Annotated in this window: 19 protein-coding genes and 1 tRNA gene; 4 read left to right on the forward strand and 16 right to left on the reverse strand. The window is 65.4% G+C overall.

Annotation, left to right across the window (positions count from 1 at the left end; translation table 11 throughout):
• Positions 1 to 276 precede the first annotated feature (276 nt).
• The gene (locus HGB41_RS11540; RefSeq protein ID WP_171084354.1) at positions 277 to 1,299 is read left to right on the forward strand and encodes an SDR family oxidoreductase; all 1,023 of its coding nucleotides are present in this window, start codon (positions 277 to 279) and stop codon (positions 1,297 to 1,299) included.
• Here the strand turns inward: HGB41_RS11540 and HGB41_RS11545 are convergent.
• Both HGB41_RS11545 and HGB41_RS11550 read right to left on the reverse strand, forming a co-directional pair.
• Entirely contained in the window at positions 1,258 to 1,695 is a 438-nt protein-coding gene (locus tag HGB41_RS11545) for a hypothetical protein (protein WP_171084357.1), read from the reverse strand. The two genes, HGB41_RS11540 and HGB41_RS11545, sit on opposite strands and share 42 nt — an antisense overlap.
• A gap of 96 nt (positions 1,696 to 1,791) precedes the next feature.
• Positions 1,792 to 2,808: a porin gene (locus HGB41_RS11550; protein WP_171084359.1), complete on the reverse strand. Its 1,017-nt coding sequence runs from the start codon at positions 2,806 to 2,808 to the stop codon at positions 1,792 to 1,794.
• A gap of 196 nt (positions 2,809 to 3,004) precedes the next feature.
• On the opposite strand from HGB41_RS11550, the gene HGB41_RS11555 reads away from it, so the two are divergent.
• Positions 3,005 to 4,339: an alpha-amylase family glycosyl hydrolase gene (locus HGB41_RS11555; RefSeq protein ID WP_171084361.1), complete on the forward strand. Its 1,335-nt coding sequence runs from the start codon at positions 3,005 to 3,007 to the stop codon at positions 4,337 to 4,339.
• Positions 4,340 to 4,518: 179 nt separating this feature from the next.
• Here HGB41_RS11555 and HGB41_RS11560 read toward each other — a convergent pair whose 3' ends face one another.
• The 10 genes from HGB41_RS11560 to HGB41_RS11605 all read right to left on the reverse strand — a co-directional run bounded on the left by HGB41_RS11560 (position 4,519) and on the right by HGB41_RS11605 (position 17,059).
• Positions 4,519 to 6,213, reverse strand: a complete 1,695-nt coding sequence (locus HGB41_RS11560; RefSeq protein ID WP_171084363.1) for a sensor domain-containing diguanylate cyclase — start codon at positions 6,211 to 6,213, stop codon at positions 4,519 to 4,521.
• Positions 6,214 to 6,397: 184 nt separating this feature from the next.
• Positions 6,398 to 7,030 carry a YitT family protein gene (locus HGB41_RS11565; protein WP_229422975.1) on the reverse strand — a complete coding sequence of 211 codons (633 nt, stop codon included), beginning with the start codon at positions 7,028 to 7,030 and terminating at the stop codon, positions 6,398 to 6,400.
• Positions 7,031 to 7,502: 472 nt separating this feature from the next.
• Complete coding sequence (locus HGB41_RS11570) at positions 7,503 to 9,461, reverse strand: TRAP transporter large permease subunit (protein ID WP_171084367.1); 1,959 nt, start codon at positions 9,459 to 9,461, stop codon at positions 7,503 to 7,505.
• Positions 9,458 to 10,042, reverse strand: coding sequence for a TRAP transporter small permease subunit (locus tag HGB41_RS11575; RefSeq protein ID WP_171084369.1), 585 nt, complete (start codon positions 10,040 to 10,042; stop codon positions 9,458 to 9,460). Before HGB41_RS11575 ends, HGB41_RS11570 begins: the two co-directional genes overlap by 4 nt.
• 76 nt (positions 10,043 to 10,118) lie before the next feature.
• Entirely contained in the window at positions 10,119 to 11,273 is a 1,155-nt protein-coding gene (locus tag HGB41_RS11580) for a TRAP transporter substrate-binding protein (protein WP_212760908.1), read from the reverse strand.
• Positions 11,274 to 11,501: 228 nt separating this feature from the next.
• Positions 11,502 to 12,635 (reverse strand): FMN-dependent L-lactate dehydrogenase LldD, encoded by a 1,134-nt coding sequence (gene lldD / locus HGB41_RS11585; protein ID WP_171084373.1) that lies wholly within the window; start codon positions 12,633 to 12,635, stop codon positions 11,502 to 11,504.
• A gap of 134 nt (positions 12,636 to 12,769) precedes the next feature.
• The gene (locus HGB41_RS11590; protein ID WP_171084375.1) at positions 12,770 to 14,212 is read right to left on the reverse strand and encodes an HD domain-containing phosphohydrolase; all 1,443 of its coding nucleotides are present in this window, start codon (positions 14,210 to 14,212) and stop codon (positions 12,770 to 12,772) included.
• 63 nt (positions 14,213 to 14,275) lie between these two features.
• Positions 14,276 to 15,889 carry a GMC family oxidoreductase gene (locus tag HGB41_RS11595; RefSeq protein WP_171084377.1) on the reverse strand — a complete coding sequence of 538 codons (1,614 nt, stop codon included), beginning with the start codon at positions 15,887 to 15,889 and terminating at the stop codon, positions 14,276 to 14,278.
• A 67-nt stretch (positions 15,890 to 15,956) separates the two neighbouring features.
• Positions 15,957 to 16,736: an SDR family oxidoreductase gene (locus HGB41_RS11600; RefSeq protein WP_171084379.1), complete on the reverse strand. Its 780-nt coding sequence runs from the start codon at positions 16,734 to 16,736 to the stop codon at positions 15,957 to 15,959.
• On the reverse strand, positions 16,733 to 17,059 hold the full coding sequence (locus HGB41_RS11605; RefSeq protein ID WP_171084381.1) for a nuclear transport factor 2 family protein: 327 nt from the start codon (positions 17,057 to 17,059) through the stop codon (positions 16,733 to 16,735). Before HGB41_RS11605 ends, HGB41_RS11600 begins: the two co-directional genes overlap by 4 nt.
• A 106-nt stretch (positions 17,060 to 17,165) precedes the next feature.
• Between HGB41_RS11605 and HGB41_RS11610 the strand changes: the two genes are divergently transcribed.
• The gene (locus HGB41_RS11610) at positions 17,166 to 18,086 is read left to right on the forward strand and encodes a LysR family transcriptional regulator (protein ID WP_171084384.1); all 921 of its coding nucleotides are present in this window, start codon (positions 17,166 to 17,168) and stop codon (positions 18,084 to 18,086) included.
• A 16-nt stretch (positions 18,087 to 18,102) separates the two neighbouring features.
• On the opposite strand, the gene HGB41_RS11615 is transcribed toward HGB41_RS11610, so the two are convergent.
• Positions 18,103 to 18,894, reverse strand: a complete 792-nt coding sequence (locus tag HGB41_RS11615) for an alpha/beta fold hydrolase (protein ID WP_171084391.1) — start codon at positions 18,892 to 18,894, stop codon at positions 18,103 to 18,105.
• A 212-nt stretch (positions 18,895 to 19,106) separates the two neighbouring features.
• Between HGB41_RS11615 and HGB41_RS11620 the strand changes: the two genes are divergently transcribed.
• On the forward strand, positions 19,107 to 20,843 hold the full coding sequence (locus tag HGB41_RS11620) for a class I SAM-dependent methyltransferase (protein WP_171084393.1): 1,737 nt from the start codon (positions 19,107 to 19,109) through the stop codon (positions 20,841 to 20,843).
• 56 nt (positions 20,844 to 20,899) lie between these two features.
• Here the strand turns inward: HGB41_RS11620 and HGB41_RS11625 are convergent.
• From HGB41_RS11625 to HGB41_RS11635, 3 genes are all read right to left on the reverse strand, one after another.
• Positions 20,900 to 20,989 (reverse strand) — tRNA-Ser (locus tag HGB41_RS11625).
• Between the two features lie 70 nt (positions 20,990 to 21,059).
• Entirely contained in the window at positions 21,060 to 23,126 is a 2,067-nt protein-coding gene (locus HGB41_RS11630; protein ID WP_171084395.1) for a putative bifunctional diguanylate cyclase/phosphodiesterase, read from the reverse strand.
• Positions 23,119 to 24,288, reverse strand: coding sequence for an EAL and HDOD domain-containing protein (locus HGB41_RS11635; protein ID WP_171084396.1), 1,170 nt, complete (start codon positions 24,286 to 24,288; stop codon positions 23,119 to 23,121). The genes HGB41_RS11630 and HGB41_RS11635 overlap by 8 nt, the downstream gene beginning before the upstream one ends.
• Positions 24,289 to 24,319 lie beyond the last annotated feature (31 nt).

Consider the following 24,319-nt stretch of genomic DNA (forward strand, 5'->3'; position numbering starts at 1 on the left):
TGGCCCGACCCTCACGTCGGGCCCTTTTGCGTTTTTGGTTTGTCCAATCACACATTGAGGCGCGTCCAATATCATTTGGCCGGGAATTCACGTGGTGATTGAACGCGTGGGCAGGAAACCTGCCCACCCTACGGGTTAAGACAACTCAGGCATCCCCAACCGAGAACCCCGTTTTCCCCAGCCGGGCTAGGATGGCAATCGTTCACCAATCCTGGCCTGCCCCTGCGGCTGGACGCCGCGGGCAGTCCTCTTCACCCACTTGAAAAGGATCACGACATGGCAATCAGACTCCGGAAACTCCACGACCAGGTCATGGTCATCACTGGCGCCACCAGCGGCATCGGGCTGACCACCGCGCGCATGGCGGCCGAACGCGGCGCGCGCCTCGTACTCGCGGCGCGCAGCAGGGATGTGCTCGACGAACTGGCCAGCGAAATGCGCGGCAAGGGCGTGCAGGTGGAAACCGTGGCCGCCGACGTCGGCGAGATCGGCGACGTCGAACGCATCGGCGCAAAAGCCATCGAGCGCTTCGGCCGCATCGACACCTGGGTCAACAATGCCGGCATCTCGGTCTTCGGCCGCCTCGAAGAAGTCAAGCCGGAAGACCACCACCGCCTGTTCCAGACCAATTTCTGGGGCACCGTCAACGGTTCGCTCGAAGCGGTGCGCCGCATGAAGCATCGCGGCGGCGGCGCCATCATCAACGTGGGCAGCGAAGTGTCGGAGCGCTCGATCCCGCTGCAGGGCATGTATGCCTCATCGAAGCATGCGGTGAAGGGCTTCACCGACGCGCTGCGCATGGAACTGGAAAAGGAAGGCGCGCCGCTTCAGGTCACGCTGGTGAAGCCGGCCGCGATCGACACGATGTTCGCGGTGCACGCGCGCAATTACATGGAGATGGAACCGGCCCTGCCGGCGCCGGTCTACGCACCGGAAGTGGTGGCCGACGCGATTTTGTATTGCGCCGAACACCCGAAGCGCGACATCTTTGCCGGCGGCGCCGCCAAGATGATCTCGGCGGGCTCGAAAGCCATGCCCGCTTTGTTCGACCGCTACATGAACGCCACCATGTTCAAGCAGCAGAAGTCGGATCGCCCGACCGCGCCGAACCGGAAGGATGCGCTGTACAAGCCTGACCCATCGAGCGAACTGCGCCAGCGCCAGGGCATGCCGCAGAAAGTACACGAGCGCAGCATCTATACCAGGACCACGCTGCGCTCGTCGCCGTTGATGACCGCCCTGGTGGGCGGCGGCGCCTTATTTGCCGCCTTTACGCTGACCCGGCGGCTGGGTCGATAGGAAATCGGTGTCCTCCTCGGTCAGCGGCAGGTCGGGGATGGAGATGATCTGGTCGGTGTCGATGTCGGCGCCGTCCTTCGCCACTGCATCGCGGCCAGCTGCCGCGCGTTCGCCGGTGCCACCCATGTCGCTGTCGCCCGAGAAGTCGGCGTCGCCTACATCGGGACCGGCGGTGCCGTCGGCGTGACTGGCTTCCATGTCCGAGGTGGTGCCACCGTCGAAGTCGAGGATCTGGTCCGGGTCGAGCGCATCGGCAAAGCCGGGGCCGCCTACGACGTCGCTGCCGGTGTCGGAAATATCGCTGGGGCCGAGGGCGCCGATGCCATGTCCCTTGCCGAGACTGCGGTCCGGGCCTTCCGGGAAGTTGTCCGGATCAAGTGTGCTGCTGCCTGTCATACTGCCTCCAAAACGTAAATTAGCCGTACCCTCAGGCTACCGTTTTTTGCAACATGGCGTCGCCGCGCACGGCTGGCGCATTCCAGCTGGCCGTACTCAGAAACCGCGCCGCATCCCGACGTTGATCGCACCGCCACCACCCGGCCGGATGCCGACCTCGGGCAGGCCGCTGGTATGGCGGATATGCGAATAGGCCGCATAGAAATCCATCCGGCGCGACACCGCATAGGTCGCGCCGACCGCCACCTGGCGCGCGTCGCGGTTGGCCGGATCGCGGTCGTTCTTGCGGATGAAGGATGCGAGCAGCGTGGTGGCGTGGCCGAGCGGCACTGCGACGCCGGCCAGCACGTCGCGGCTGTTGGTCGATTGCGTCGTGGTGATGACGCCGGCGCCGTAGGGATTGTCCGGATTGAACAGCGGCGAACTGCCCCAGCCGCGGTTGGCGCTGTAGGCCGCGTAGGCCGTGCCCCAGCCGAGCCGCATGTTGGCCGCGATGATGGAATTCTTGGCCGCCATGCTGATGCCGGTCTGGTCGTAGCGGGTAATCTTGGCGACGTTGCGGTTCTGGTGCGCCGCGCGGATCGTGAACGGGCCGGCGTTGACGCCGACCGTCATGCCCCAGGCGCGTCCGGACGGCGAACCGTCGATGTCGCCCTTGCCCCAGGATGAACCGGCCATGAAGTTGCTGTACCTGCCCTGGTAGTTGACGCTGTCGTCGGTGCGGCGCGCGCCTGCGGCCCCGCTGCCATTGCCGGCCAGGCCGCCGTGGAAGGGGTCGCCCACGTCGTTCAGCGTCGTGAAGTCCACGGTGTACTGGCGTCCGACGGTCAACACGGATGCTTCGCCTGCGCGGCGCGCTTCCGCCTCCTGCGCCGTCTCCAGCATGAAGATGGCCGGCGCATCGCTCGGGATATTCCCGGCAGTTTCCAGCCCGCTCTTTACAGGCACGTTCTTGCTGCCAACCTCTGCAGGCGGCGACGTGCACCCACTGGTGCAAGCAGCTTCCCTGACAACCCCGGCGCCTGCGCTCCCATCGGGTGCGTCAGCATTCTGGGCCGAGGCGCAAGCCGCACTCGCTCCGAGTACGGCGCATGCGACTATGGACATCTTCATGGCGTCATTCCCTCTCTGAAGCTTCGTTATCCACTTCTTCGACGAACTGATCTGTCTAATAACGCACATAAAACAGCACCAGGCAGGTAAAACCGGTGCAGCGTGCGGGGCTGAGCAGAACTTTGGCCAGCCATGGTTTGTTCTACACCGTAGAATGAGTGGACACAAGAGACTTTCACAAAACTTGAGGAGACCGATGAAACCAGCAGCCTTTTCCCTCCCGACCCTGGCGCTGGCGCTGTGCGCCGCCCTGGCTCCCCTGCCCTCGCTGGCCCAGCAGCAGGCCGCTCCTGTGCCGATGCAGCATGTTGCCTGGTCGAAAAATGCGAACATCTACGAAGTCAACATTCGCCAATATACGAAAGAAGGCACGTTCAACGCCTTCGCCGCGCACCTGCCGCGCCTCCGCAAGATGGGCGTGGACGTGCTGTGGCTGATGCCGGTGCAGCCGATCGGCGTCAAGAACCGCAAGGGCACGCTCGGCAGCTACTACGCGGTACGCGACTACACCGCCGTCAACCCGGAATTCGGCACGATGGACGACTTCAAGCGCCTCGTGAAGCAGGCCCAGGGCATGGGCATGCGCGTCATCGTTGACTGGGTCGCCAACCACACCGCCTTCGACCATCCCTGGACCGTCCAGCACAAGGACTGGTACCTGAAGGACGCCAAGGGCGAGATCTTCCCGGTGACGTACACCGAAGGCGCGGAGCCGGAATACTGGACCGACGTCACCGGCCTGGACTGGAAGCAGCCGGGCCTGTGGAAAGGCATGACCGATGCGATGGCCTTCTGGGTGCGCGAAACCGGCATCGACGGCTTCCGCGCCGACGTTGCGGCCAAGGTGCCGACCGCCTTCTGGGAACAGACCCGGGTCGAGCTGGAGAAAATCAAGCCGGTCTTCATGCTGGCCGAGGCCTGGCAGCCCGAGTTGCACAACAAGGCCTTCGACATGACCTATGGCTGGGACACGGTGACCATCTTCAAGGACATCGCCAAGGGCAAGGCCGATGCGAAAGCCCTGCGCACCCTGCTGGAAAAGCCGCCGCTGGCCTATCCGGACCACGCTTACCGCATGCGCTTCACCAGCAACCACGACGAGAATTCATGGCACGGCAGCGACAAGGAGCACTACGGCCCGGCCTTCAAGGCCATGGCCGTGCTGGCGGCAACCCTGCCCGGCATGCCACTGATTTACGGCGGCCAGGAAGCGGGCCTGGACAAGCGCATCGAATTCTTCGAGAAGGACCCGATCGAGTGGAAAGGCTATCCGCTGGCCCCCTTCTATACCGGGCTGCTCAAGCTCAAGCACGACAACCGCGCGCTGTGGAACGGGCAGTATGGCGGCCCCGCGCAGGTGCTGGAGACGGGCAACGACAAGGTGTTCGCGTTCCGGCGCGAGAAGGACGGCAACCGGGTGCGGGTGACGGTCAATTTGTCGGGGGCGACGCAGCAGTACAGCGTGCCGGGTGGCGGGGCGAAACGCTCGCTGGGGGCGTGGGAGTACGTGATTGATGCGCCGGTGAAGTGACGTGTGGAGGTAAGGCGGTGCGCGGCGTCGAAAGGTTTTCGTAGGGTGGTCGGCTCTGCCGACCGCGCGTTCAACCTGATCATGTGTCGCCACGGTGCATGCCAGAGTTGAACGCGCGGTCGGGGGACCCGACCACCCTACGCGTTTATTCCGGCAGATTTAATGCGGCCTCCGGCCATCTAAGCCGATGCCGCCAGCGCAACCCCATTCTTCCCGGTCCGCTTGACCGCATACATCGCGTGGTCCGCACGTGCCAGCCAGGCATCCAGGTCCGGCGCATCTTCCGCCCCGTGCAGCGCCACGCCGATGCTGGCGCCAACCGTCACCGTGGCGGTGCGCAGCACGAAGGCTTCCTTCATACGCGCCAGCAGCTTGCGCGCCGTGTCTTCGGCGTGCGCTGCGTCGGTCAGCATTTCCAGCACCACGACGAATTCGTCGCCGGCCAGGCGCGCCACCATGTCGGTCTTGCGGACCCCCTGCACCAGGCGCTGGCCGAACTGGCGCAGCAGTTCGTCGCCCTCTTCGTGGCCATGGTTGTCGTTGACGGCCTTGAAGCCGTCCATGTCGAGGAACAGCAATGCACTCGGGCGCCCTACGCGGCGCGCGCGGCTCATGGTCTCGGGCAGCGCCTCGAGCAGCGCACGCCGGTTCGGCAGGCCGGTGAGCACGTCGCGCAGCAACAGCGCCTGCAGTTCCGCCGTGCGTTCGGCCACGGTGGCCTCGAGCCGCTCGTTCAGGGCGATCAGCGCCTCGCGGTGCGCGGTTTCGCTGCGCACCAGGTCGCGCATGGTGCTCGATAAAATCTGCGCTTCGAGGAAGCCGTCGATCTGGGGAATCGGCGGCGGCTCCTTGCCGGCATCGGTAGCCGCCGTCACCCGTTCGATCGCTTCGCGCAGCACCGCCATCGGGCGCGTCAGGCGGCGCGCGAGCAGCACCGCCGCGACGGCCAGCACCATGCCCAGCAGCGCGCTCCAGCCCAGCATGCGCTGCTTCAGGTCGACCGCGCTTTCCAGTGCCCTGTCTTCGGTCTGCCGCACCAGCACGGTCCAGCGCAGCGAGGACGGGTCGAGCATGTCGCCGGTCTGGCTGTAGCCGGTCAGGTAGGCGCGCCCGTCCGGCCACACTTCGCGCAGCGACCCCGTCATGCCCTTCTGCGCCAGGCGCAAGCTGGTGGTGTTGACTTTGCGTTCGACCAGCGACTGCGGGCCGAGCATGACGGTGCCGTCGTCGCGGATGACGAGGATCTCGGCGCCATACTCGCGCAGCGCCGGCGTGAGCAGGGTGCGCGCGTGGCGGCGTGCCCATTCCCAGCTCAGGTGCATGCCCAGCACGCCGACCGGCTTGCCGCTGCGGTCGAGGATCGGGCCGGAGACGTCCACGAAGCGCCAGGGGTCGGGCGTCTTCGGCAGGATTTTTTCGAGCAGCACGGCGGGATGGTAGTCGGTGGCATGCACGCCCTGGATGCCGGCCAGGAACCAGGGACGCTTGCCCACGTTGGCGCCTTCCAGCATGCGCCCGGTCGATGCCGTCACGGCGCCGTCGATGTCGGCAATGCCGATCCAGGCGTAATCGGGGAAAGTGCGCTGCAGGCTTTCCAGCACGGTGCGGGCTTCTTCCGGATTCTGCGCGTGCCGCACCTGGGGCAGCTGGGTCAGGAGTTTGGCGTCGCCGATGGCCTGCTCGATCACGCGGTTGAGCGAATCGCGCATCTGCCACGACAGCTGCTGGAGGCGCAGCTCGGCTTCTTCGGACGATTGGCGCACCGCGAAATGACTCACCAGCGTCAGCTGCAAGGCGACGGTCAGGGCCACCGTTGCGCAGACGGCCAGTGTCATCAAACTGGACAGTCGCAGTTTACCGAAGAAGCTATTCATGGACGAAAAATTAACTTTGAGATTTCAATTGTCGCACATTGTAACAAGCTTCCTATCTAGGAATAAATACAAATGAGCATCAACTGTTGCCTCACAGGCTAGATTCGTCGTATTTACAACACGGCAACGCCGGTTCGCCGCCGGGGATACCGACCGGATGATGCGCGCCCCATGAAAAACGGATTCAGTTGCCGAAGTAGCGGCCCGGGCGGTGCCAGGCCATGACCATGCTGCTCATGGCGATCGCGCTCAGCGAAGACCAGCCGACCAGTTCCGGCGTCACGATCAGCAGCGCCAGCAGCAGGATGACGGCGTCGATCAGCACCTGGGTGCGGCCGGCATTGATGGCGTACTTCTTCTGCAGCCAGAGCGTGACGATACCGGTGCCGCCCACGCCCGCGCCATGGCGCGCCAGGGCCAGGATGCCCATGCCGCAGAAAGTGCCGCCGCCCAGGGCGGCCAGCATCGGGTTCACGTGACCAATGACCAAACCGTAAGGCACGAGCTTGAGCATCGCCATGATCAGCACGCTGACGGCGAGCGACTTGATGGTGAAGCGCGCGCCCATGAACAGGTAGCCGAACAGGAAGAACGGCAGGTTGATGAACATGAACAGCAGGCCGACCGAATAGCCGCTGGTATAGGAAAGCAGCAGCGAAATACCGGCCACGCCGCCCGTGATCAGCCCCGCAGCCTGCAGCAGCAGGACACCCATGACGACAAACAGCACGCCCACGGCAATGCCGTAGAGGTCATCCAGGAAGGTATGCGGCTTGACGGACACGGGACGGTTGGCCTGCACGGCTGGAGATGGCAAGGTACCCTGCATCATTGCACCGCCGATGCAGCAAAGGGAGACGCACGCACGGCGTCCGTGGTGCAAGGCGAAGACAGCGAGCCGGACAGGAGACGGTGATTCATTTTCCTCATGGTTCTCAGAGTGGCTGCCACAGTGCCGGGAGATGGCACTCGCGATACCAAAATACGGGAACGTGGATGGTACTGCTGGGTATAGCCACTTATTATTACGCATGTTGCAGCGCAATGTAAGACGACCAAACGATATGTCGGTCATTCGGGAAATGAATAACGGTGGGTGTTGGAGTGCGATGCGTGCGATACGCGGATGCTACGGGGACTCGTAGGGTGGGCGGGTCTCCCGCCCGCGCGTTCAAACATCGTATGAATACGCGCGATGGCTGCACATATTCGGGTTGAACGCGTGGGCAAGGTAGTTCAGGCCAGTGGCCTGAACTACGAATTGCCCACCCTACGGGGTAACTCTGATCTTATTTGTACAACACGCTCGGCAGCCACAGACCGATCGCCGGGAAGGCATACAGCAACACGATCCCCAGCACCTGGATCGCCATGAACGGCAGCATGCCCATGAAGATCTGGTTCAGGGTCACGTGCGGCGGCGCAACGCCCTTCAGGTAGAACGCCGACATCGCCACCGGCGGCGACAGGAAGGCGGTCTGCAAATTCATCGCCACCAGCAGCCCGAAGAACAGCGGGTCGATATTGAAGTGGGCCAGCAGCGGTACGAAGATCGGCATGAAGATGACGATGATCTCGGTCCACTCGAGCGGCCAGCCGAGCAGGAAAATGATCACCTGCGCCAGCAGCATGAACTGCACCGGGGTCAGGTTCATCCCCAGCACCCAGGCGTTGATGATTTCCTGTCCGCCCAGCAGCGCAAACGCGGCCGAGAAGATGCTCGAGCCGACGAACAGCCAGCACACCATCGCCGTGGTCTTGGTGGCCAGGTGGGCCGACTCGCGCAGTAGGTTGAAGTTGAACCTGCGGTAGGCGATTGCCAAAATCAGGCCACCAAAGGCGCCCATCGCCGCCGCCTCGGTAGGCGTGGCCAGCCCGAACACGATGCTTCCCAACACCGCCAGGATCATGATCGCCAGCGGGAACAAGGACCCGAGCAGCATCTTGAAAATCTCGAGCCGCGCAAAGCTGAAGAAGATATAGAAGAGAAGCATGGCGGCGGCACCCACCGCCAGCACGATCCAGAAGGTATTCGACGCCGGCTTGGCAAGCGGCTCCTGGGCCGGGATTCTGGAAGCCGCCTCCATGGCCTCGGGGCCGGCGGGGGCGGACGGTGCGGATACCACCGGCGGCGTGGCGGCGCCCTCCACCGGCGGCGCTGCCAGCGCGCCTTCACTTGGCGGCTCGGCCAGGCTGCCTTCGGCGGGCGGCTCCTGCAGACCGCCGCTGTCGCCGCTCGACGAGGCATCGACGTCCTGCTGGGCACCCATCTCGACCAACTCGGTGGGCGCGGCTTCCGGCGCCGTTGCCATCCGGTAGCTCACGCCCATGATGGCGGCAAAGGCGAGCGCCGGCAGCAAGGCGACGAACAGGTTCGACATCAGGGTGCGGCTCGGGACATTGGCCGCGAGCGGGCCCTTGATCGCGCGCATCAGGCCGGGCACCGCGCCCTTGTGATAGGCGCCCGGAATCGCCTGCGTGTACTCGGGCAGCGCGACGATCCGCTCGGCGGCAGGCAGCGGCGGCGCCCAGGCAGGTTTCAGCTTGGCGACAATCACCACATAGGCCACGTACAGGCCGGCCAGCATGATCCCCGGGAAGAGGGCCCCCGCATACAGCTTGACCACCGAGACGCCGGCCGTTGCGCCATAAACGATCAAGAGCACCGAGGGCGGGATCAGGATGCCCAGGCAGCCACCTGCCGTGATGCAGCCAGCCGACAATTGCGTGCTGTAGCCGGCCTTGAGCATGGCCGGCAGCGCGAGCAGCCCCATGAGCGTGACCACCGCGCCGACGATGCCGGTGGCGGTGGCGAAGATGGCGCAGGTGACGATGGTGGCCACGGCCAGCGATCCCGGCACGCGCGCCATGGCGATATGCAGGCTTTTGAACAGCCGCTCGATCAGGTTCGCGCGCTCGACCAGGTAGCCCATGAAGATGAAGAGCGGGATCGAGATCAGCACGTCGTTGGCCATCACCGAATAGGCGCGCTGCACCATCAGGTCGAGCGTGAGCTGGGTGGCCTGGCTGGGGTCACTGCTGTGGAAGGCGAACCACGCGAACATCATGCCCATGCCCATCAGCGTGAACGCGGTCGGGAAGCCGAGCATGATGGCGACCACCACCAGCGCCAGCATCAACAGGCCCAGGTGGCCGTTGGTCATGTCGGCCGGCGCCGGCATCAATACGAACAGGCCGACAACGATGGCCAGCAGGATGGACAGTCCGAACCAGATTTCCTTCCTCATGTCGCCCTCCCCTCGTCCACACGCACCATGGCTTTCAGTTTGTCGACGTCGACCTCCTCGACATCGGGCTCGCGCGCGGGCCAGGCTCCATTACGCAGGCAGACCACGCAGCGCACGATCTCGACGAAGCCCTGCAGCAGCAGAAGGATGCCGGCGAAAGGGATCACCATCTTGAAGGGATACAGCGGCGGGCCGTTGGCGGTGAGCGTGGAATGCTCGCGGATGGCGAAGGACTCGGCGGCATAGGTGTAGCCGGCCCAGCACAGGGCGACCACGCCGGGAATGAAGAAGACGATGTACAGCAACAGGTCCAGCCCGGCCTGCAGGCGCGGCGGGAAGAAGCTGTACAGCACGTCGCCGCGCACGTGGCCGTTCTTGGCCAGCGTATAGGCGCCGGCCATCATGAAGGCGGCGCCGTACATCATGATCATCAGGTCGAAGGCCCAGGGGTTGGGGTTGTTGAAGGCGTAGCGTGAAAACACTTCCCAGGTGATGAGGAAGGTGAGCGCCACGATCAGCCAGGAAAAGGCCTGGCCGACCCCACTGCTGATACGGTCGATGAAAAATAAAACGTTCTGCATGGAGCTGCTCCCGGTCGCCAAAAAAGCGCCACCCTCGGCTTAGACGGGGGTGGCGCGCATGAAGCTGAAGACGTCCTTACGCCTTCTTTGGCGGGGGCGCCTTGCGACCGAAGTAGTGGTTGTAGGCCATGCGGCGCGGGTTGTTGGTGTCCATGTCCCACTTCATCGCGCGCTCGGCGAAGGCGCGCATCGACGCCTCCACTTTCTTGAAGAGCGGATTGTCGGCGCCCTTCTTGGCCACCACCTGGTCCCAGATGGCAAGCTGCTGCTGCAGGATCGCGTCCGGCGTCTTGTAGAACTTGACGCCGTCCTTGGCCTGCATGTCGCGGTAGTCCTTGGAATAGCGGTCGACCGCTTTCCAGGACATGTCGGACGATGCCGCTTCGACCGCATTCTCGATGACCGACTTCATCTTGGCCGGCAGCGCGTCGTACTTCGTCTTGTTGAAGGTGATCTCGAAAGTCTCTGAGCTCTGGTGGAAGCTTTGCAGCATGCAGATCTTCGACACATCGGGGAAGCCGAGCAGCCGGTCGGAGCTGGCGTTATTAAATTCTGCGCCATCCAGCAGCCCGCGGTCCATGGCCGGCACGATCTCGCCGCCCGGCAGCGCATTGACCGCCGCGCCCATGGCCGTGAACAAATCGATCGCCAGGCCATTGGTGCGGAACTTCATGCCCTTCAGGTCTTCGACCTTGCTGATCGGTTTCTTGAACCAGCCCAGCGGCTGGGTGGGCATTGGCCCGGTGAGGAAGGAAACGACGTTGGCGCCGATCCCGTTATACAGCTCGGCCAGCAGTTGCTTGCCGCCCCCGTACTTGTGCCAGGCGAGGACCATGTTGGCATCCATGCCGAAGGCCGGGCCCGAGGTCCACAGCGCGATGGCGCTCTGCTTGCCGTAGTTGTAGCCCATGACGCCATGGCCGCCATCGAGCGTACCCTTGGAGACGGCGTCCAGCAGGCCGAAGGCGGGAACAACGGCGCCGGCCGGCAGCACCTCGATTTTCAGTTCGCCGCCGGTCATGTCGTTGACCTTCTTGGCGAAGTCCAGCGCGTACTCGTGGAAGATGTCCTTGCTTGGCCAGGTACTCTGGAAGCGCATCTGCTTGGGCGTCTGCGCATTGGCGATCATCGGGAAGGCCAGCGTGGCGCCGGCGGTGCCGGCTGCTGCGCTACCCAGGAATTTACGACGACCTGCTGCTGATTGATTCGACTCCTTGTCACCCTTCTTCATGCTCATGTCTCCTGTCTAGTTTTTAATTACATGGACTGAATCGATACACGCACAAATTCTGGCTTCGAGAAAATGACCCCTCCTCGATACGACGCCGGCACATCTATTTGGAGAATGTGCCTGTTTCCTTACGGATTGCTTACGTAGTACTTACTCAGGATCTTATCGTTTTAATGTTGTGTCAAGAATATGTTTCCGGGTCATTCCTGAGCGACGCACCCAATGCTCTTACCGCGCCAGCAGGTGGGGGCCGATCTCCCGGACCGACTTCACGCCGGTGAGGACCATGTTGGTGCGCAGGTCCTTTTCCAGGATCGCCAGCAGCTTCTCGACGCCTGCCTGCCCCTGCGCCGCCAGCGCATAGACGAAGGCGCGCCCCAGCAGCACGCCATCGGCGCCGAGGGCCAGCATGCGGAACACGTCGGTGCCGGTGCGCACGCCGCCGTCGGCGAAGATCGTCATCTTCCCTTTCACAGCGTCGGCGATCGAGGGCAGCGCCTGGGCGGTGGACAAGGCGCCATCTAACTGGCGGCCGCCGTGGTTGGAGACCACGATGCCGTCGGCGCCGAAGTTTAAAGCTGCGCCGGCATCCTCGGCATCGAGGATGCCCTTGAGGATCAGTGTGCCCTTCCACTCATCGCGGATCCACTGCAAGTCTTGCCAGGCGATGTCGGGGTCGAAGTTCTCGCCCAGCCAGCCGATGTAGTCTTCCAGGCCGGTGGCGTGACCGCGGTAGGCCGAGATATTCCCGAGGTCGTGCGGACGTCCGTGCAGGCCGACATCCCAGGCCCAGCGCGGATGCAGCATCGCCTGCACCATGCGGCGCAACGGGCCGTTCGGGCCGCTCATGCCACTGTGGGCGTCGCGGTAACGGTTGCCGGGGACGGGCATGTCGACCGTGAAGACCAGGGTGGTCGCGCCCAGCTCCCAGGCGCGGCGCATCACGTCGCGCATGAAGGCGCGGTCTTTCAGGACGTAGAGCTGGAACCAGATGGGTTTCGAGGCATGGGCTGCGACTTCGGATAGCGGGCAGACCGAGACGGTGGACTGGATGAAGGGGATGTTTTTGTGGCAGGCCGCGCGCACTGCCTGGACTTCACCGCGGCGGGCGAACATGCCGGTCAGGCCGATGGGGGCCAGGGCAATGGGGAGCGCGTAGTGTTGGCCGAACCAGTTTGTTGTGAGGTCGAGCTGGGACGAGCCGCGCAGCACCTTTTGCCGCAGCCTGACGGCTTGCAGGTCGTCGACATTGGCGCGCAGGGTTTGCTCGGCGCCGGCGCCGCCATCCAGGTAGTGGAACAGGAATGGGGGGAGGCGGCGGCGGGCGGCTTCGCGGAAATCGGTGGCGGAAGAAATGATCATGGGAAGGTCAATCTTTCAGTAGCCAGGTTCGGTTCGTCAAGTGGAAAGCCGCGCGACCTTGCCGCCCGGCCGGGCCACCCATGCCTCCACGATGACGTACAGATCTTACAGCAGGTCCGGACGCGGCCGCCATGCTAGATGAACCCGAGCGTGAGGCCCTTGAGCGTTGCCGCCGTCCTGGTCGAGCACCCCAGTTTGCGGAAAATGCTCTCGACATGGGTGCGCACCGTCGACGGACTGATCTTCAATTCGCGCGCCACTTCCTTGTTGCTTTCGCCGAGGCTGAGACGGCGCAGCACCGCCGTCTCGCGCTCGGACAGCAGCGACTTGCGCTTTGCCGCAGTGTCACCTGCGTCGAGGCGGGTGCCGTCCGCCGCCCCCAAGGCCGCGTTCACGGCCTGCAGGTCGAAGCGGCCCGCCGCGGCCTCTGCCGCCAGCACTGCCGCCGCCTCCGGCGCCGTGAAGGCCGGGCGCCAGGGGCGCGGCATGCGCAGGGCCGCATACGCTGCTGCCGCGGCCAGGATCCGCTGCGGCATGGTGAGCGTATCGGCATCGAGGTCGCGGTAGTAGCCGCTGCCATCGAGCCGCTCGTAGACATGCGAGGCAAGTGCAGCCTCTGCCCGCAGCGACGGAACCTGGACGCCAGCTCGCGCAGTCCAGTAGGGCACCAGGCGCAGCTTCTCCCAGTCTGCCGCACCGAGCTTGCCGCTATGCTGCCAGATGGCGTTCGGCACGGCCGCGCGGCCGATCCCGTGGAGGAGGGCCGCGCGTCCCAGGCAATGCTGCTGGGCCGGCGGCAGGCCTGCCATCAACGCAGCGCGCTCGGCCAGGTCGGCCACCCGGCGCGAATAGCCGAGCAGCCAGGGCAGCTTCAGCTCGATCATGTCGGCCACGATGCTCAAGGGCACGCGCGCGGCCAGCGCCGGGACGGGTGCCGGGCAAGGCGGCGCGTCGTTCGCGTCGAGCCACTCCCGGGCATGCACTGCCAGCAGGCGCACCAGCGCGGCAGGATATTTTTTATCCGAGCGCGCGGCGATCAGGCGCAGCGCCTCGTCGATGCCGTGGGCGCGCGCCAGGATCTCGAGGTCGCTGCCCAGGTTGACGTAATACACCAGGCGCGGGATGTGTGGCGCGGCCAGGCGTTCCGGCATGCCGCCGCCGTCATGGTGCTCCCACACGCGGCGCAGACCGGTTTCGACTTCCGGCGGCAAGCCCACCGCCTCGGCGATGGCGCCCGACACTTCGCAATGGATGCGGGCGAGCGGCGCGACGCTGGTAAAACTCATTCGGGTGCCGGGCGGCAGGGTGTGCGTGAGCATGGCGTCGCGCCCACCCACGTCGTCGCCCAGCAAGGCGGAAAAACCGCTGGCGTTGGCAGTGCAGCCGGACCAGCGCAGCAGGGTCACCAGCCGCGCATGGGCGCAGGCCCCCTCCTCCGCACCATCAGCCAGCGCAAGCCGCTCGGCCAGGCGAGCCGAGCGGATCGAGCCGTCGGTCGGCTGGCCCATGCTCAGGTCGCCCACCATGGCCAATAACTGGACAGCTTCCTCGACGGTGACAGTGTGGTCTAGTTGCATTTTTGCACTGTAATGGAGAAGTCCGCGCCGGGCAAGACCGGGGCCCGGCGTCGCCCGGCCTGCTTATAGCCCGTGTCTGGTCTTGATCAGGTCCGCCGCGCGTTCGCCGATGACCACGCAAGGCGCCATCGTGTTGCCTGTGGTGATGCGCGGCATGATCGAGGCATCGGCTATCCGCAGCTTATCGATGCCGTACACCTGTAGGCTGGCGTCGACCACCGACATGGCGTCGCGGCCCATCTTGGCGGTACAGGACTGGTGCCAGTAGGTCACCGCGGCGCTGCGTACCCAGGCCTGCATCTGCTCGCGGCCAAGCTTGCCGGGCATGGACTCGCCTTTTACCAGCCGCCCGAACGCACTGGCATTGCCCAGCGCCCGGCACATCTCGACGCTGGCCAGCGCCGCCTGCATGTCCTCGGGATCGGACAGCGTATTGGCGCGGATGATGATCGCATCGTGCACACCGGGTCCAGACAGCAGCAGCTCGCCGCGGCTCTTGGGGTGCGCCAGGCCGGCGAACATGGTCCAACCGTGGGCCGGCACGCCGCGCGCCGCGGTCTCGGCGCTCGGCACCGGGAACTCGACCTGGCAATGCAGCATGTCGGGCGCGTCCAGCGCGGGATCGCTCTTCCAGTACAGCGTCGCTTCGGACCCGCCATTGCCCACCTGCTGGGGCTCGGCATACTCCCAGATGCAGCCGAAGGACACGTGGTCCTGGTGGTTCTGGCCCACGCCCGGCAGGTGCTGGCGCACGGTAATCCCGTGCCGTCCGAGTTCCTGCTCGGGACCGATCCCCGACTGCATCAAGACCTTGGGCGTGTTCACCGCGCCTAGCGACAGGATCACTTCGCGGGTAGCGCCGAACCAGTGCGGCTGTCCGTCGACCAGGGCCTCGACGCCGGTCACCGTGCGGCCATCGAAGGACAGCTTCGAGACCAGGGCGCCGGTCAGCACCGTCAGGTTCGGCTGCGCCATCCGCGGGTAAGTGTAGGAGCGGAACACCGACAGCCGCTTGCCGTCGCGGATGCGCAGGTCGTTGATGGCGGCGCCGCCGTCGGCTTCCATCATGGCGCCATTCGGGCTGTCGAAGGTAGGCACGCCCAGCGAACGCGCCGCCTCGAGCATGAGCGTCGCGGCAGGCTGCGGCGCGTGGGCCGGGGCCACGTACACCGGGCCGCCCTGCCCGCGCCGCTCGGGATCGAGCGGGCCGTGCCAGTCTTCGATGCGGCGGTAGATCTTCAGTACGGATTCGTAGTTCCACGCGTCGTTGCCGGCCTGCGCGGCGAAATAATTCCAGTCGCTGCGGTGCCCGCGCGCCCACAGCATCACGTTGATGCTGGAGCCGCCACCGAGCACCCTGCCCATGTTCATCGGCAGCGCACGGCCGCCCAGGTGCGGGTTGGGCTCGGCCATGAAGCCCCAGTCGCGCTCGGACCCCAGGTTGAGCGGCCACTGGGCCGGATCGATGACGCTGGCGACGTCGTCGCTACTGCCCGCTTCCAGCAGCAAAACCTGTACGTCCGGATTGGCGGCCAGGCGCGCCGCGACGACGCAGCCCGACGAGCCTGCGCCGCAGACGATGAAGTCGTAATGGGTGTTGAGCGCCGCGCGCAGGGCCGCCTGGTTGCGGCGCACTGCTTCTGCGAAAGCGTGTTCATTGGTTTGGGTGTCGTGCATGTGCAGTCCGTCCAAGGATGAAAGCGGCGTCGCCGGGTGGGCGGCGCCAGGTAAAAAAGAGAATTGGCTAGACGGTCGGAATCGTGCCGCCGTCGATCACCAGCTCGGCGCCGTGAATCGACGCTGCCAGCGGCGAGAGCAGGAAAGCCACCAGCTCGGCCACCTCCTCCGGCCTGCCGGGACGCCCGATCGGGATGCCGCCCAGTGAATCCATTAGCTGCTGCCTGGCCTCGTCCTCGCTGCCATCGCGGTGGGCCGCCATGCGCTTGACCAGCGCGTGAGCCGCCATGGTTTCGATGAAGCCCGGCGCGACGCTGTTCACCCGGATGCCGCGCGGGCCGAATTCATTGGCCAGCGATTTGCTGTAGTTGGCCAGCGCCGCCTTGGCGGCGGCATAGGCCACGGTCGACTCGAACAGCGGCAGGCGGCGCTGGATCGACGTGATGTGGACGATGGCGCCGCTGCCGCGCTCGAGCATGGCCGGCAGGAAGGCGCGGTCCAGCCGCACCGCTGACATCAGGTTGACCTGTAGCGCCGACTCCCACATGGCGTCGCTCAGTGCGAGTGCCCCGCCACTCGGCGCGGACGAACCGCCGACGTTGTTGACGAGGTAATCGAGGTGGCCGAATTCGCGCCCCACGACCTCGGCCACATGGGCGGCGCCTTCCTGCGTGCCGACGTCTGCCTCGAGATAGCGCACCGTGGCGATTGGATCCTGCGGCAGGCTGCGCGCCGCCGTGATCACCGAGGCGCCGCGCGCGGCAAGCAGGCGCACGATCGCTTCGCCCATGCCCTTGGTGCCACCGGTCACGAGCGCATGCTTGCCGGCGAATGCTGCGCCGCTCATGGCTTGATCTCCAGCGCGTCGATGGCGCCTGCGCGCAGCACGAACTGGAAGTCCAGCTCGATCGGGCTGCCCGGGAAGTTTCCGCGCACGGTGGCGCGCAACATGTGCGCCTCGTCTGCCATGCTCAGCCCGAGGGGCTTGATCGTGGCCTGGTAGCGCGCGCTGCTTTCGGCAGCCCATTCCTGGATCTGCGCACGGCCCTGGTGCACATGGCCTTCATCGACCACCTTCGCATCCGGATGGAAGCAGGCGGCGACTCGATCGAGGGCCTGCGCGTTGGCGGCGTCGATATAGGCCGAAATGGCCTGCGGTAGTGTGCTCATTGCGGTTCTCCTTAAAAGTTGTGCAACCAGTGTAGGTTCAGGCATCATCTTTAAAAACTAAGGAAATGGACATGCGCTATGAACCAACAGTTCACAATGAGGTGAGATGAGTTCGCTCGATTTGATCCGGCTGTTCCTGGCAGTGGCGGAGGGACGCAGTTTCACCCAGGCCGCCAGGCGCCTGAACATCACCCCGACGGCGGTGAGCAAGGGCGTGCGCGCCCTCGAAAAAAAGCATGGCGTCCAGCTGCTGGTGCGTACGACCCGCAGCGTCTCGCTGACCGAAGCCGGCACCGCGCTGCTGGGCGTGCTCAAGCCGGCCGTGAGCCAGATCGAGCAGGCCTTCTCCGAGCTGGCGCACTACCAGACCCGCCCGTCGGGCCACCTGCGCATCACCGCGCCGCGCAGCTTCGGCTTCCTGCTGGCGCGCTTGCTGGTACCCCGCATGCGCGCGGCTTATCCGGAGGTGAGCTTCGACCTGTCGCTCGACGACGGCCTGGTCGATTTGGTGGCCTCCGGCTACGACGCCGGCATCCGGCTCGGACAGGCGATTGCACAGGACATGGTGGCCATTCGCTTGAGCCGGCCCTTGTCATGGTCGCTCGTGTCCGCCCCCGCCTACTTCCAGCGCGAAGGCATCCCCGCGCATCCCCAGGACCTGCTGCGCCACCGCACGCTGCGCTACCGCTTCTCGACCTCCGGCCTGCTGCCGCCGTGGCGCATGCGCAGCCCCGAGGGCGATGTCCTGCTCGACGCCAAGGCCGCCCTCACCGCCGACGACACCCAGATGCTGGCCGAATGGGCGCGCCAGGGCCTGGGCATCGCCTACCTGCCGGACCTGGAAATCGCCGACGACGTGCGCAGCGGACGCCTGCAGCGGGTGCTGGAGCAGGACGTGCCCGACACCTCGGCGCTGTTCCTGTATTTCCCGGTGCGCACCCAGAACCAGCCGAAGATGCGCGCCCTGATCGAACAGGCGAACCGGCTGGCGGAGGAAGGCGCGCTCGATATCCGCTGCGGCGGCTAGGCATTGCCGGATGTGCTTAGCGGGTTGCGGCGACGGCGTCGAGGATCACCTTGGCCACCTCGGCCGGGCGCGACTGCTGCGGCACATGGCTGGCTGGCAGTTCGGTGGTCTTCGCACCGATCTTGGCCGCCATCGCGCGCAGCAGGCCCGGGTCGATCATGCGGTCGCGCGCGCTGACGATGAACCAGGAGGGCTTGGTCTTCCAGGCCGCGACGCTGACCTTGTCGCTGAAGGCCTTGGCCTGGATCGGACCCTGGGTGGCGGTCATGACGGCGGCTTGCGCCTTCGAGACGTCCTGCGCGAAGTCTTCGCGCATCGCCGCTTCCGGCAGGCTCAGGAAGCCTTCGGCGTCGGCGACGAAGCGCTTGGTGCCAGGGGCGGCCGGGTGGCCCTCGCTCGTCTCGGCGGTCGACTTGCCGGCATCCGGGGCAAAGGCGGCCACGTACACCAAGCTGCCGACCTTGTCGTGCTGGCCGGCGTCGGTGATCACGGTGCCGCCCCACGAATGCCCCACCAGCACCACCTTGCCCGGCTGGGCCGCGATCGCGCGGCGGGTGGCGGCAACGTCGTCGGCCAGGGAGGTCAGCGGGTTCTGGACCGCGGTGACCTTGATGCCCTTGGCTTGCAGCAGCGGGATGACCTTGGCCCAGTCGGAGCCGTCGGCGAAGGCGCCGTGAACGATCACGACGGAAGGCTTGGCGCTTGGCTCGGCGGGCGCGGCATTTGCGTTCGCGTGGGTTGCGGTGGCGGCAGCGGCGAAGGCGGCGGCGATGGCGATCTGGCGGAGCGTGGTTTTGGTGGCGGTCATGGTGTTTCCTTCTGGCGTCGTGGGTAAGTGAAACCAGTGTAGGGAGGATGGGGAGCGAGCGGTATCGGTTGAATGACCGATACGGATGCGATGGCCAGGTCCGAGCACAGCATCCTGTGCGACTTTCATACGATTGCAGACCAGATCGATTGCCCTACAGCAGCACGCTTCGGCTTACAATTGATAGGTCGACAAACCATACCGAAGGTCACGTGCAGGCCATTCCTCACTACGATCAGCATGCCGAACAGCTCGTTTCCCAGTACGAATCGCTGACGTTCGAACACGTGCACCCTGCCCTGCTGGATCTGCTGCCAGCGCCCGGCGCGACGATTCTCGATGTCGGCGCCGGCTCCGGAAGAGATGCCGCCTGGTTTGCCGCAAAAGGATACGATGTCGTCGCCGCCGAGCCTTCGGAAGCAATGCGCACACTTGCACGCCAGCGTCACCCATCGCCACGCATTCACTGGATAGCCGACAGCCTTCCGGACCTGGCCCAGGTACGCAGGCTAGGCCTCACCTTCGATTTGATCTTGCTCTCGGCGGTCTGGATGCATGTACCGCCGGCTTCACGCCAGCGTGCGCTGCGAAAGCTGGCAACGCTGCTGTCGCCGAATGGACGCATCGCCATCAGCCTTCGCATCGGTCCACCGGATACCGATCGGGCCATGTACGAGGTGACCCTGCCTGAGCTGATGGCGGCGGCCCAGCAGTTCGGCCTCAGGCTGGTACGCACCGACGACAGTCCGGACAAGCTGGGTCGACCTGGCATTTCGTGGACGACCGCGGTTCTGGGACTACCCGACGATGGCCTGGGCGCGCTTCCACTTCTGCGACACCTGATCCTCGCGGACGGAAAGTCGTCGACCTACAAGATCGCGCTGCTGCGCATCCTTGCCAGGATCGCCGATACCGCAGCGGGCGCCGCGCGCCATGAGTCCGAGTTCGTCGTCCTGCCAATGGGCCTCGTCGCGCTCTTCTGGCTACGCATGTACAAGCCGCTCATCGAAGGCGGCCTTCCCCAGATGCCGCCGAACCGGGCTGGGAATGCCCCCGGTTTCGTGACCGACAACTTCACGGCATTGCGCCCCATTCGGCCCGTGGACCTTCGTGCAGGGATGGAGTTCTATAGCGACACGGCACAACACCTTCACGCTAGCTTGTGGGAGATCTCCAGGCTGATCCGCGAAATGCCGGTGAAGTACCTGCGTAGGCCCGCGAGCGATGAGAACATTTTCCACGTCAGGCACCAGCGCCGCACATCGACGCCGTCAAGCCTTCGGATCGACGATCTATTCATGTGGAGCTTCGGCGAGTTCCACGTTCCCGTCCAGATCTGGGATGCGCTCAGCCATTACAACGTATGGGTCGAACCGGTCCTGATTGCAGAATGGGTTCGACTGATGGAATCGTATGCGGGACAGCTTGGCCCGGCGATCGGCCAGGCTGCCTATGCCCTGCTGGCGTGGGCAGATCCCGAGCGCGACACCAGGGTCGCACGAGCCGCCGTCGAACGGGTTCGCAGTCAAGGCAAGTCCATCTACTGTGTCTGGTCAGGCCAGCGCCTGCGCGATGACTACCATATCGACCATTGTTTCCCCTTCGCTGCCTGGCCTTGCGGCGATGCCTGGAACCTGATGCCTGCGTCGCAAAGGATCAACAGCGAGAAATCGAACCGCTTGGTCACGCAAACTGCGCTGGAAACGGCCGGCGAACGCATTACCGAGTGGTGGGAAGTAGCATTCCTGGCGCCGGGAAGCGACGCACGTCAGCGCTTCTTCCTCGAAGCCGAGCAGACCCTTCCGATGTTCGAGCGTTCCACTTCCCCGGCAGACCTGATCGATGCGATGAAAGTGCAGCGCATCCGCTTGGCCAAGGATCAGGGACTGCGTCCATGGGAGCCGGTGTTACCGGCCGGCCGCGTGACGCCCGATGCAAGTTTTGCTTGATGACAACACTATAAAACGAAAAAAGCCCCAACACGTGGGGCTCGTCTTGAGGATCTTGGCGGAAGCGGTGAGATTCGAACTCACGAACGGGTTCCCCCGTCGGCAGTTTTCAAGACTGCTGCCTTCAACCACTCGGCCACGCTTCCTTGAGGAACCGGCATTATACATAAATCATCCCCGCCGGGCAGGACAAATCCGCCGCCAGGCGACGGGCAGTCAGCTCACCAGCAACCAGTTCTCCCGCAAGCTCCGCTCGAAGTCGAACGCCGGCACAGGCTTGCTGTACAAGTACCCCTGCACCTCATCACACCCCGCCTCGCGCAGGAAGTCCAGCTGCGCCAGCGTCTCGACCCCTTCCGCGATCACGCGCAGATTCAACTGCCGCGCCATGCTGATGATGGTGCCGGCAATCGCGCAGTCACTCGGGTCTGACGGGATCCCGGTCGTGAACGAGCGGTCGATCTTCAAAGTATGGATCGGGAAGCGCTTCAGGTAAGACAAGCTTGAATACCCGGTGCCGAAATCGTCCAGCGACAGCGACACGCCCAGCGCCGTGATCCGATCCATGATGGCCGTCACGCGCTCGAAATCGTGCATCAGCGTGCTCTCGGTAATCTCCAGCTCCAGCCAGGATGCATCCAGCTGGTAGCGCAGCAGCGTGTCGGCCACGCGCGCCGGCAGGGTTGGCGTGAACTCGCGCGCCGACACGTTCACGGCCAAGCGGAATGGTGGCACGCCGGCGCGCTGCCAGATCGCGGCCTGGGCGCAGGCCTGCTCCAGCACCCACTCGCCGACCTGCACGATCAGGCCCGTGGTTTCGGCCAGCGGGATGAAGTCGCTCGGCGGCACCAGGCCGCGGGTCGGATGCAGCCAGCGCACCAGCGCCTCGGCGCCGACGATGCGCCCGCTGACGATCTCGAACTTCGGCTGGTAGTAGAGGATCAGTTCACCGTTGCCGAGCGCCTGGCGCAGGTCGGATTCGATGCGCATGCGTTCCTGCATGCCCTGGTTCATGTCCTGGCTGTAGAAGGCCACGCTGCGGTCCGGGTTGTCCGCGGCCTGCTTGGCCCGTTCCATCGCGATGTCGGCCAGGCCCAGCAGGGTTTCGGCGTCGCTGCCGTCCTGCGGGAACACACTGATGCCGATGCTGGCGCCCACGCGCAGGTCGTGGCCGCCGATCAGGAAAGGGGCGTCAAGCGAGGCTTGCAGCTTTTGCGCCACCGTGGTCGCTTCGAAGTGCTGGCGGATGTCGAACAGGCCAACGGCGAATTCGTCCCCGGACAGGCGCGCCACCACGTCTTCGTCGCGCAAGGTAGCGCGCAGGCGCTGGGCGACTTCGCGCAGCAGCTCGTCGCCGATGCGGCGGCCCAGGGTGTCGTTGATGCGCTTGAAGCGGTTCAGGTCGACGAACAGCACGCAGCCGGTGCCCTCGTTGCGCTGGGCGACCATCAGGGCTTGGTCGACCAGGCGCCCGAACAGGGTGCGGTTCGGCAGGCCGGTGAGTTCGTCGTAATAGGCCAGGTGGTGCAGCTGTTCCTCGGCCTGTTTGCGTTCGGTGATGTCGGTGAGGTAGGCGATCAGGCCGGTCGGGCGCTCCGCCATGTCGCGCAGGATCGACAGCGACAGGCTGGCCCAGAAGACTTCTCCCGACTTTTTGCGGCGCTTGACTTCCATCATGCGCCCGCCCTGCTCCGCGAACACGTCGTGAAAGCCTTCGTCTTCGTCGGCGTACAGGAACAGGATGTTGCGGCCGATGGCTTCCAGCGCCGTATAGCCGAACAGCTCCTCGGCGCCGCGGTTCCAGCTGGTGATATAGCCCATCTGGTCCATGGTCAGCACCGACTCGTGGATCTGGTCGAGGATCTGCGACTGGTGCGCGAGCTGCGCTTCCATCTGGGCGTAGGCGTGCGTGGAACGCTGGGCCAGCGAATGCACCTGCATCAGGGATGCGGTCAGCTGGCCCAGGCCGGCCAGCAGCTGCGCGTCTTCCGCAGAGTAGCTGCCCCGCCCTGCCACTTCATAGATACCGAACTGCTCGGACGCGCCGGCCACCACCTGGCGCAGTAGCGCGCTGGCACTGAACGGTGCGCCGATCGGTGCTCCAACCCCGGCGCCCGGCAGGAAGCGGCCGACGGGGCTGGCCAGCAGGCCGGCCGCGATCTGGCCCAGCGCTTCGTGCAGGGCGGCGCCGCGCAGGCGCAGCACGGCGTCGCACACGGCGTTGGAGGCGCCGATGAAGTCTGGGGATGCGTCGAGGAAAAAGGCTTCGGGCATGTCAGACATTCCGGCCTACCTGGATCGCCCAGTGATAGGCGTTCAACTGGCTGGTCCACCAGTCGGCGGGGTCGATGCCCGCCGCATCGAGGTCGTCGCCGGAGGGATGGGACTCGGTCATGCGCAGCCAGGCGCCGAGCTTGCCGCTGCGTGCCAGCAGCGCGCCGGAGACGTGCTGCGGCAGCTGCAGCTCGCCGACGATGTCCGTCATCGGCATGTGCAGCAGCCGGTCGAGCAAAGAGAACACGCCGGTCATGAAGGCCAGGTCGCAGTCGTCGCGCCCGCCGCCGTCCCTCTTGCAAAGGGCTTCGAGCTGGGCGCCGCGGCGCGCGGCCAGCGGCAGCAGCAGGTTCGGCAAGCCGTCCGGCTGCTGGCGCGCGTACAGCAGCAGTTGCAGCCAGCGCTGCAACTGGCGCCGTCCGAGCAGGCTGATGGCCTGGTTGAAGCTGGTGATCTGGGTGCTCACCGCGAAGGCCGCCGAGTTGACCAGCTTGAGCAGGTGGAAGGACAGTGCCGGGTCCTGCTTGAGCTGCAGCTCGATGTCGCGCGAATCGGCGTCGCGCGACAGCAGGCCGAGCAGGGTCAGGATGCGGCGGCGCGAGCTGCCGTCGTGGGCGTCGCTGCCGGCCAGTTCCGGGTCGTAGGGATAGTCGCCGCTGAACCAGTCGAAGCCGGCGGCCGCGCATGCGCTGAAGCGCTGTGCGCTGTCGACACGGCGCGCCAGGTGGGGGCCGAACAGCGCTACCAGTTGGCCGGAGGCGGGGGCGTCGAGCGCGCAGTCGCGCGCGCTGCTGCGCAGTGCCGATGGCTGCCGCACACCGGCAGGCAAGGCGCCATCGAGCCAGATGCGGTAGCCGATTTCGTGCAGGTCGGCCAGGCGGCGCGGGACGCCCTCTTCCACCAGCGCGCCGGCGGACACGACGAAGCCGATGCGATGGGGAGGCATCAGGGCCAGCACCGGCGGCGTCAGGGCGGAAGGATGATCGAGCATCAGCAAGCCGTCGAGCGGCGCGATCGCGGCCAGCAAGTCGGTGCCGAACAGGGTCTGCAGGCGCTGCGATGGCTCGCCGTCGCCGGACACGCGCAGGCACAGCGCGACCCATTCGTTCTGCCCATTGGCGACCGGATCAACTGCTACCAGCGGAAATGGGTGGGGGTCCAGCTCGGCCATGTATGGGGCTCTCAATGATATTCGGTCAATC

This window comes from Telluria aromaticivorans (assembly GCF_013003915.1).
GTDB lineage: Bacteria > Pseudomonadota > Gammaproteobacteria > Burkholderiales > Burkholderiaceae_D > Telluria > Telluria aromaticivorans.

Coding starts and splice junctions, on each gene's coding strand:
- HGB41_RS11540 (WP_171084354.1), top strand. CDS start 277: ATGGCAATCAGACTCCGGAAACTCCACGACCAGGTCATGGTCATCACT.
- HGB41_RS11545 (WP_171084357.1), bottom strand. CDS start 1,695: ATGACAGGCAGCAGCACACTTGATCCGGACAACTTCCCGGAAGGCCCG.
- HGB41_RS11550 (WP_171084359.1), bottom strand. CDS start 2,808: ATGAAGATGTCCATAGTCGCATGCGCCGTACTCGGAGCGAGTGCGGCT.
- HGB41_RS11555 (WP_171084361.1), top strand. CDS start 3,005: ATGAAACCAGCAGCCTTTTCCCTCCCGACCCTGGCGCTGGCGCTGTGC.
- HGB41_RS11560 (WP_171084363.1), bottom strand. CDS start 6,213: ATGAATAGCTTCTTCGGTAAACTGCGACTGTCCAGTTTGATGACACTG.
- HGB41_RS11570 (WP_171084367.1), bottom strand. CDS start 9,461: ATGAGGAAGGAAATCTGGTTCGGACTGTCCATCCTGCTGGCCATCGTT.
- HGB41_RS11575 (WP_171084369.1), bottom strand. CDS start 10,042: ATGCAGAACGTTTTATTTTTCATCGACCGTATCAGCAGTGGGGTCGGC.
- HGB41_RS11580 (WP_212760908.1), bottom strand. CDS start 11,273: ATGAAGAAGGGTGACAAGGAGTCGAATCAATCAGCAGCAGGTCGTCGT.
- lldD (WP_171084373.1), bottom strand. CDS start 12,635: ATGATCATTTCTTCCGCCACCGATTTCCGCGAAGCCGCCCGCCGCCGC.
- HGB41_RS11590 (WP_171084375.1), bottom strand. CDS start 14,212: ATGCAACTAGACCACACTGTCACCGTCGAGGAAGCTGTCCAGTTATTG.
- HGB41_RS11595 (WP_171084377.1), bottom strand. CDS start 15,889: ATGCACGACACCCAAACCAATGAACACGCTTTCGCAGAAGCAGTGCGC.
- HGB41_RS11600 (WP_171084379.1), bottom strand. CDS start 16,736: ATGAGCGGCGCAGCATTCGCCGGCAAGCATGCGCTCGTGACCGGTGGC.
- HGB41_RS11605 (WP_171084381.1), bottom strand. CDS start 17,059: ATGAGCACACTACCGCAGGCCATTTCGGCCTATATCGACGCCGCCAAC.
- HGB41_RS11610 (WP_171084384.1), top strand. CDS start 17,166: ATGAGTTCGCTCGATTTGATCCGGCTGTTCCTGGCAGTGGCGGAGGGA.
- HGB41_RS11615 (WP_171084391.1), bottom strand. CDS start 18,894: ATGACCGCCACCAAAACCACGCTCCGCCAGATCGCCATCGCCGCCGCC.
- HGB41_RS11630 (WP_171084395.1), bottom strand. CDS start 23,126: ATGTCTGACATGCCCGAAGCCTTTTTCCTCGACGCATCCCCAGACTTC.
- HGB41_RS11635 (WP_171084396.1), bottom strand. CDS start 24,288: ATGGCCGAGCTGGACCCCCACCCATTTCCGCTGGTAGCAGTTGATCCG.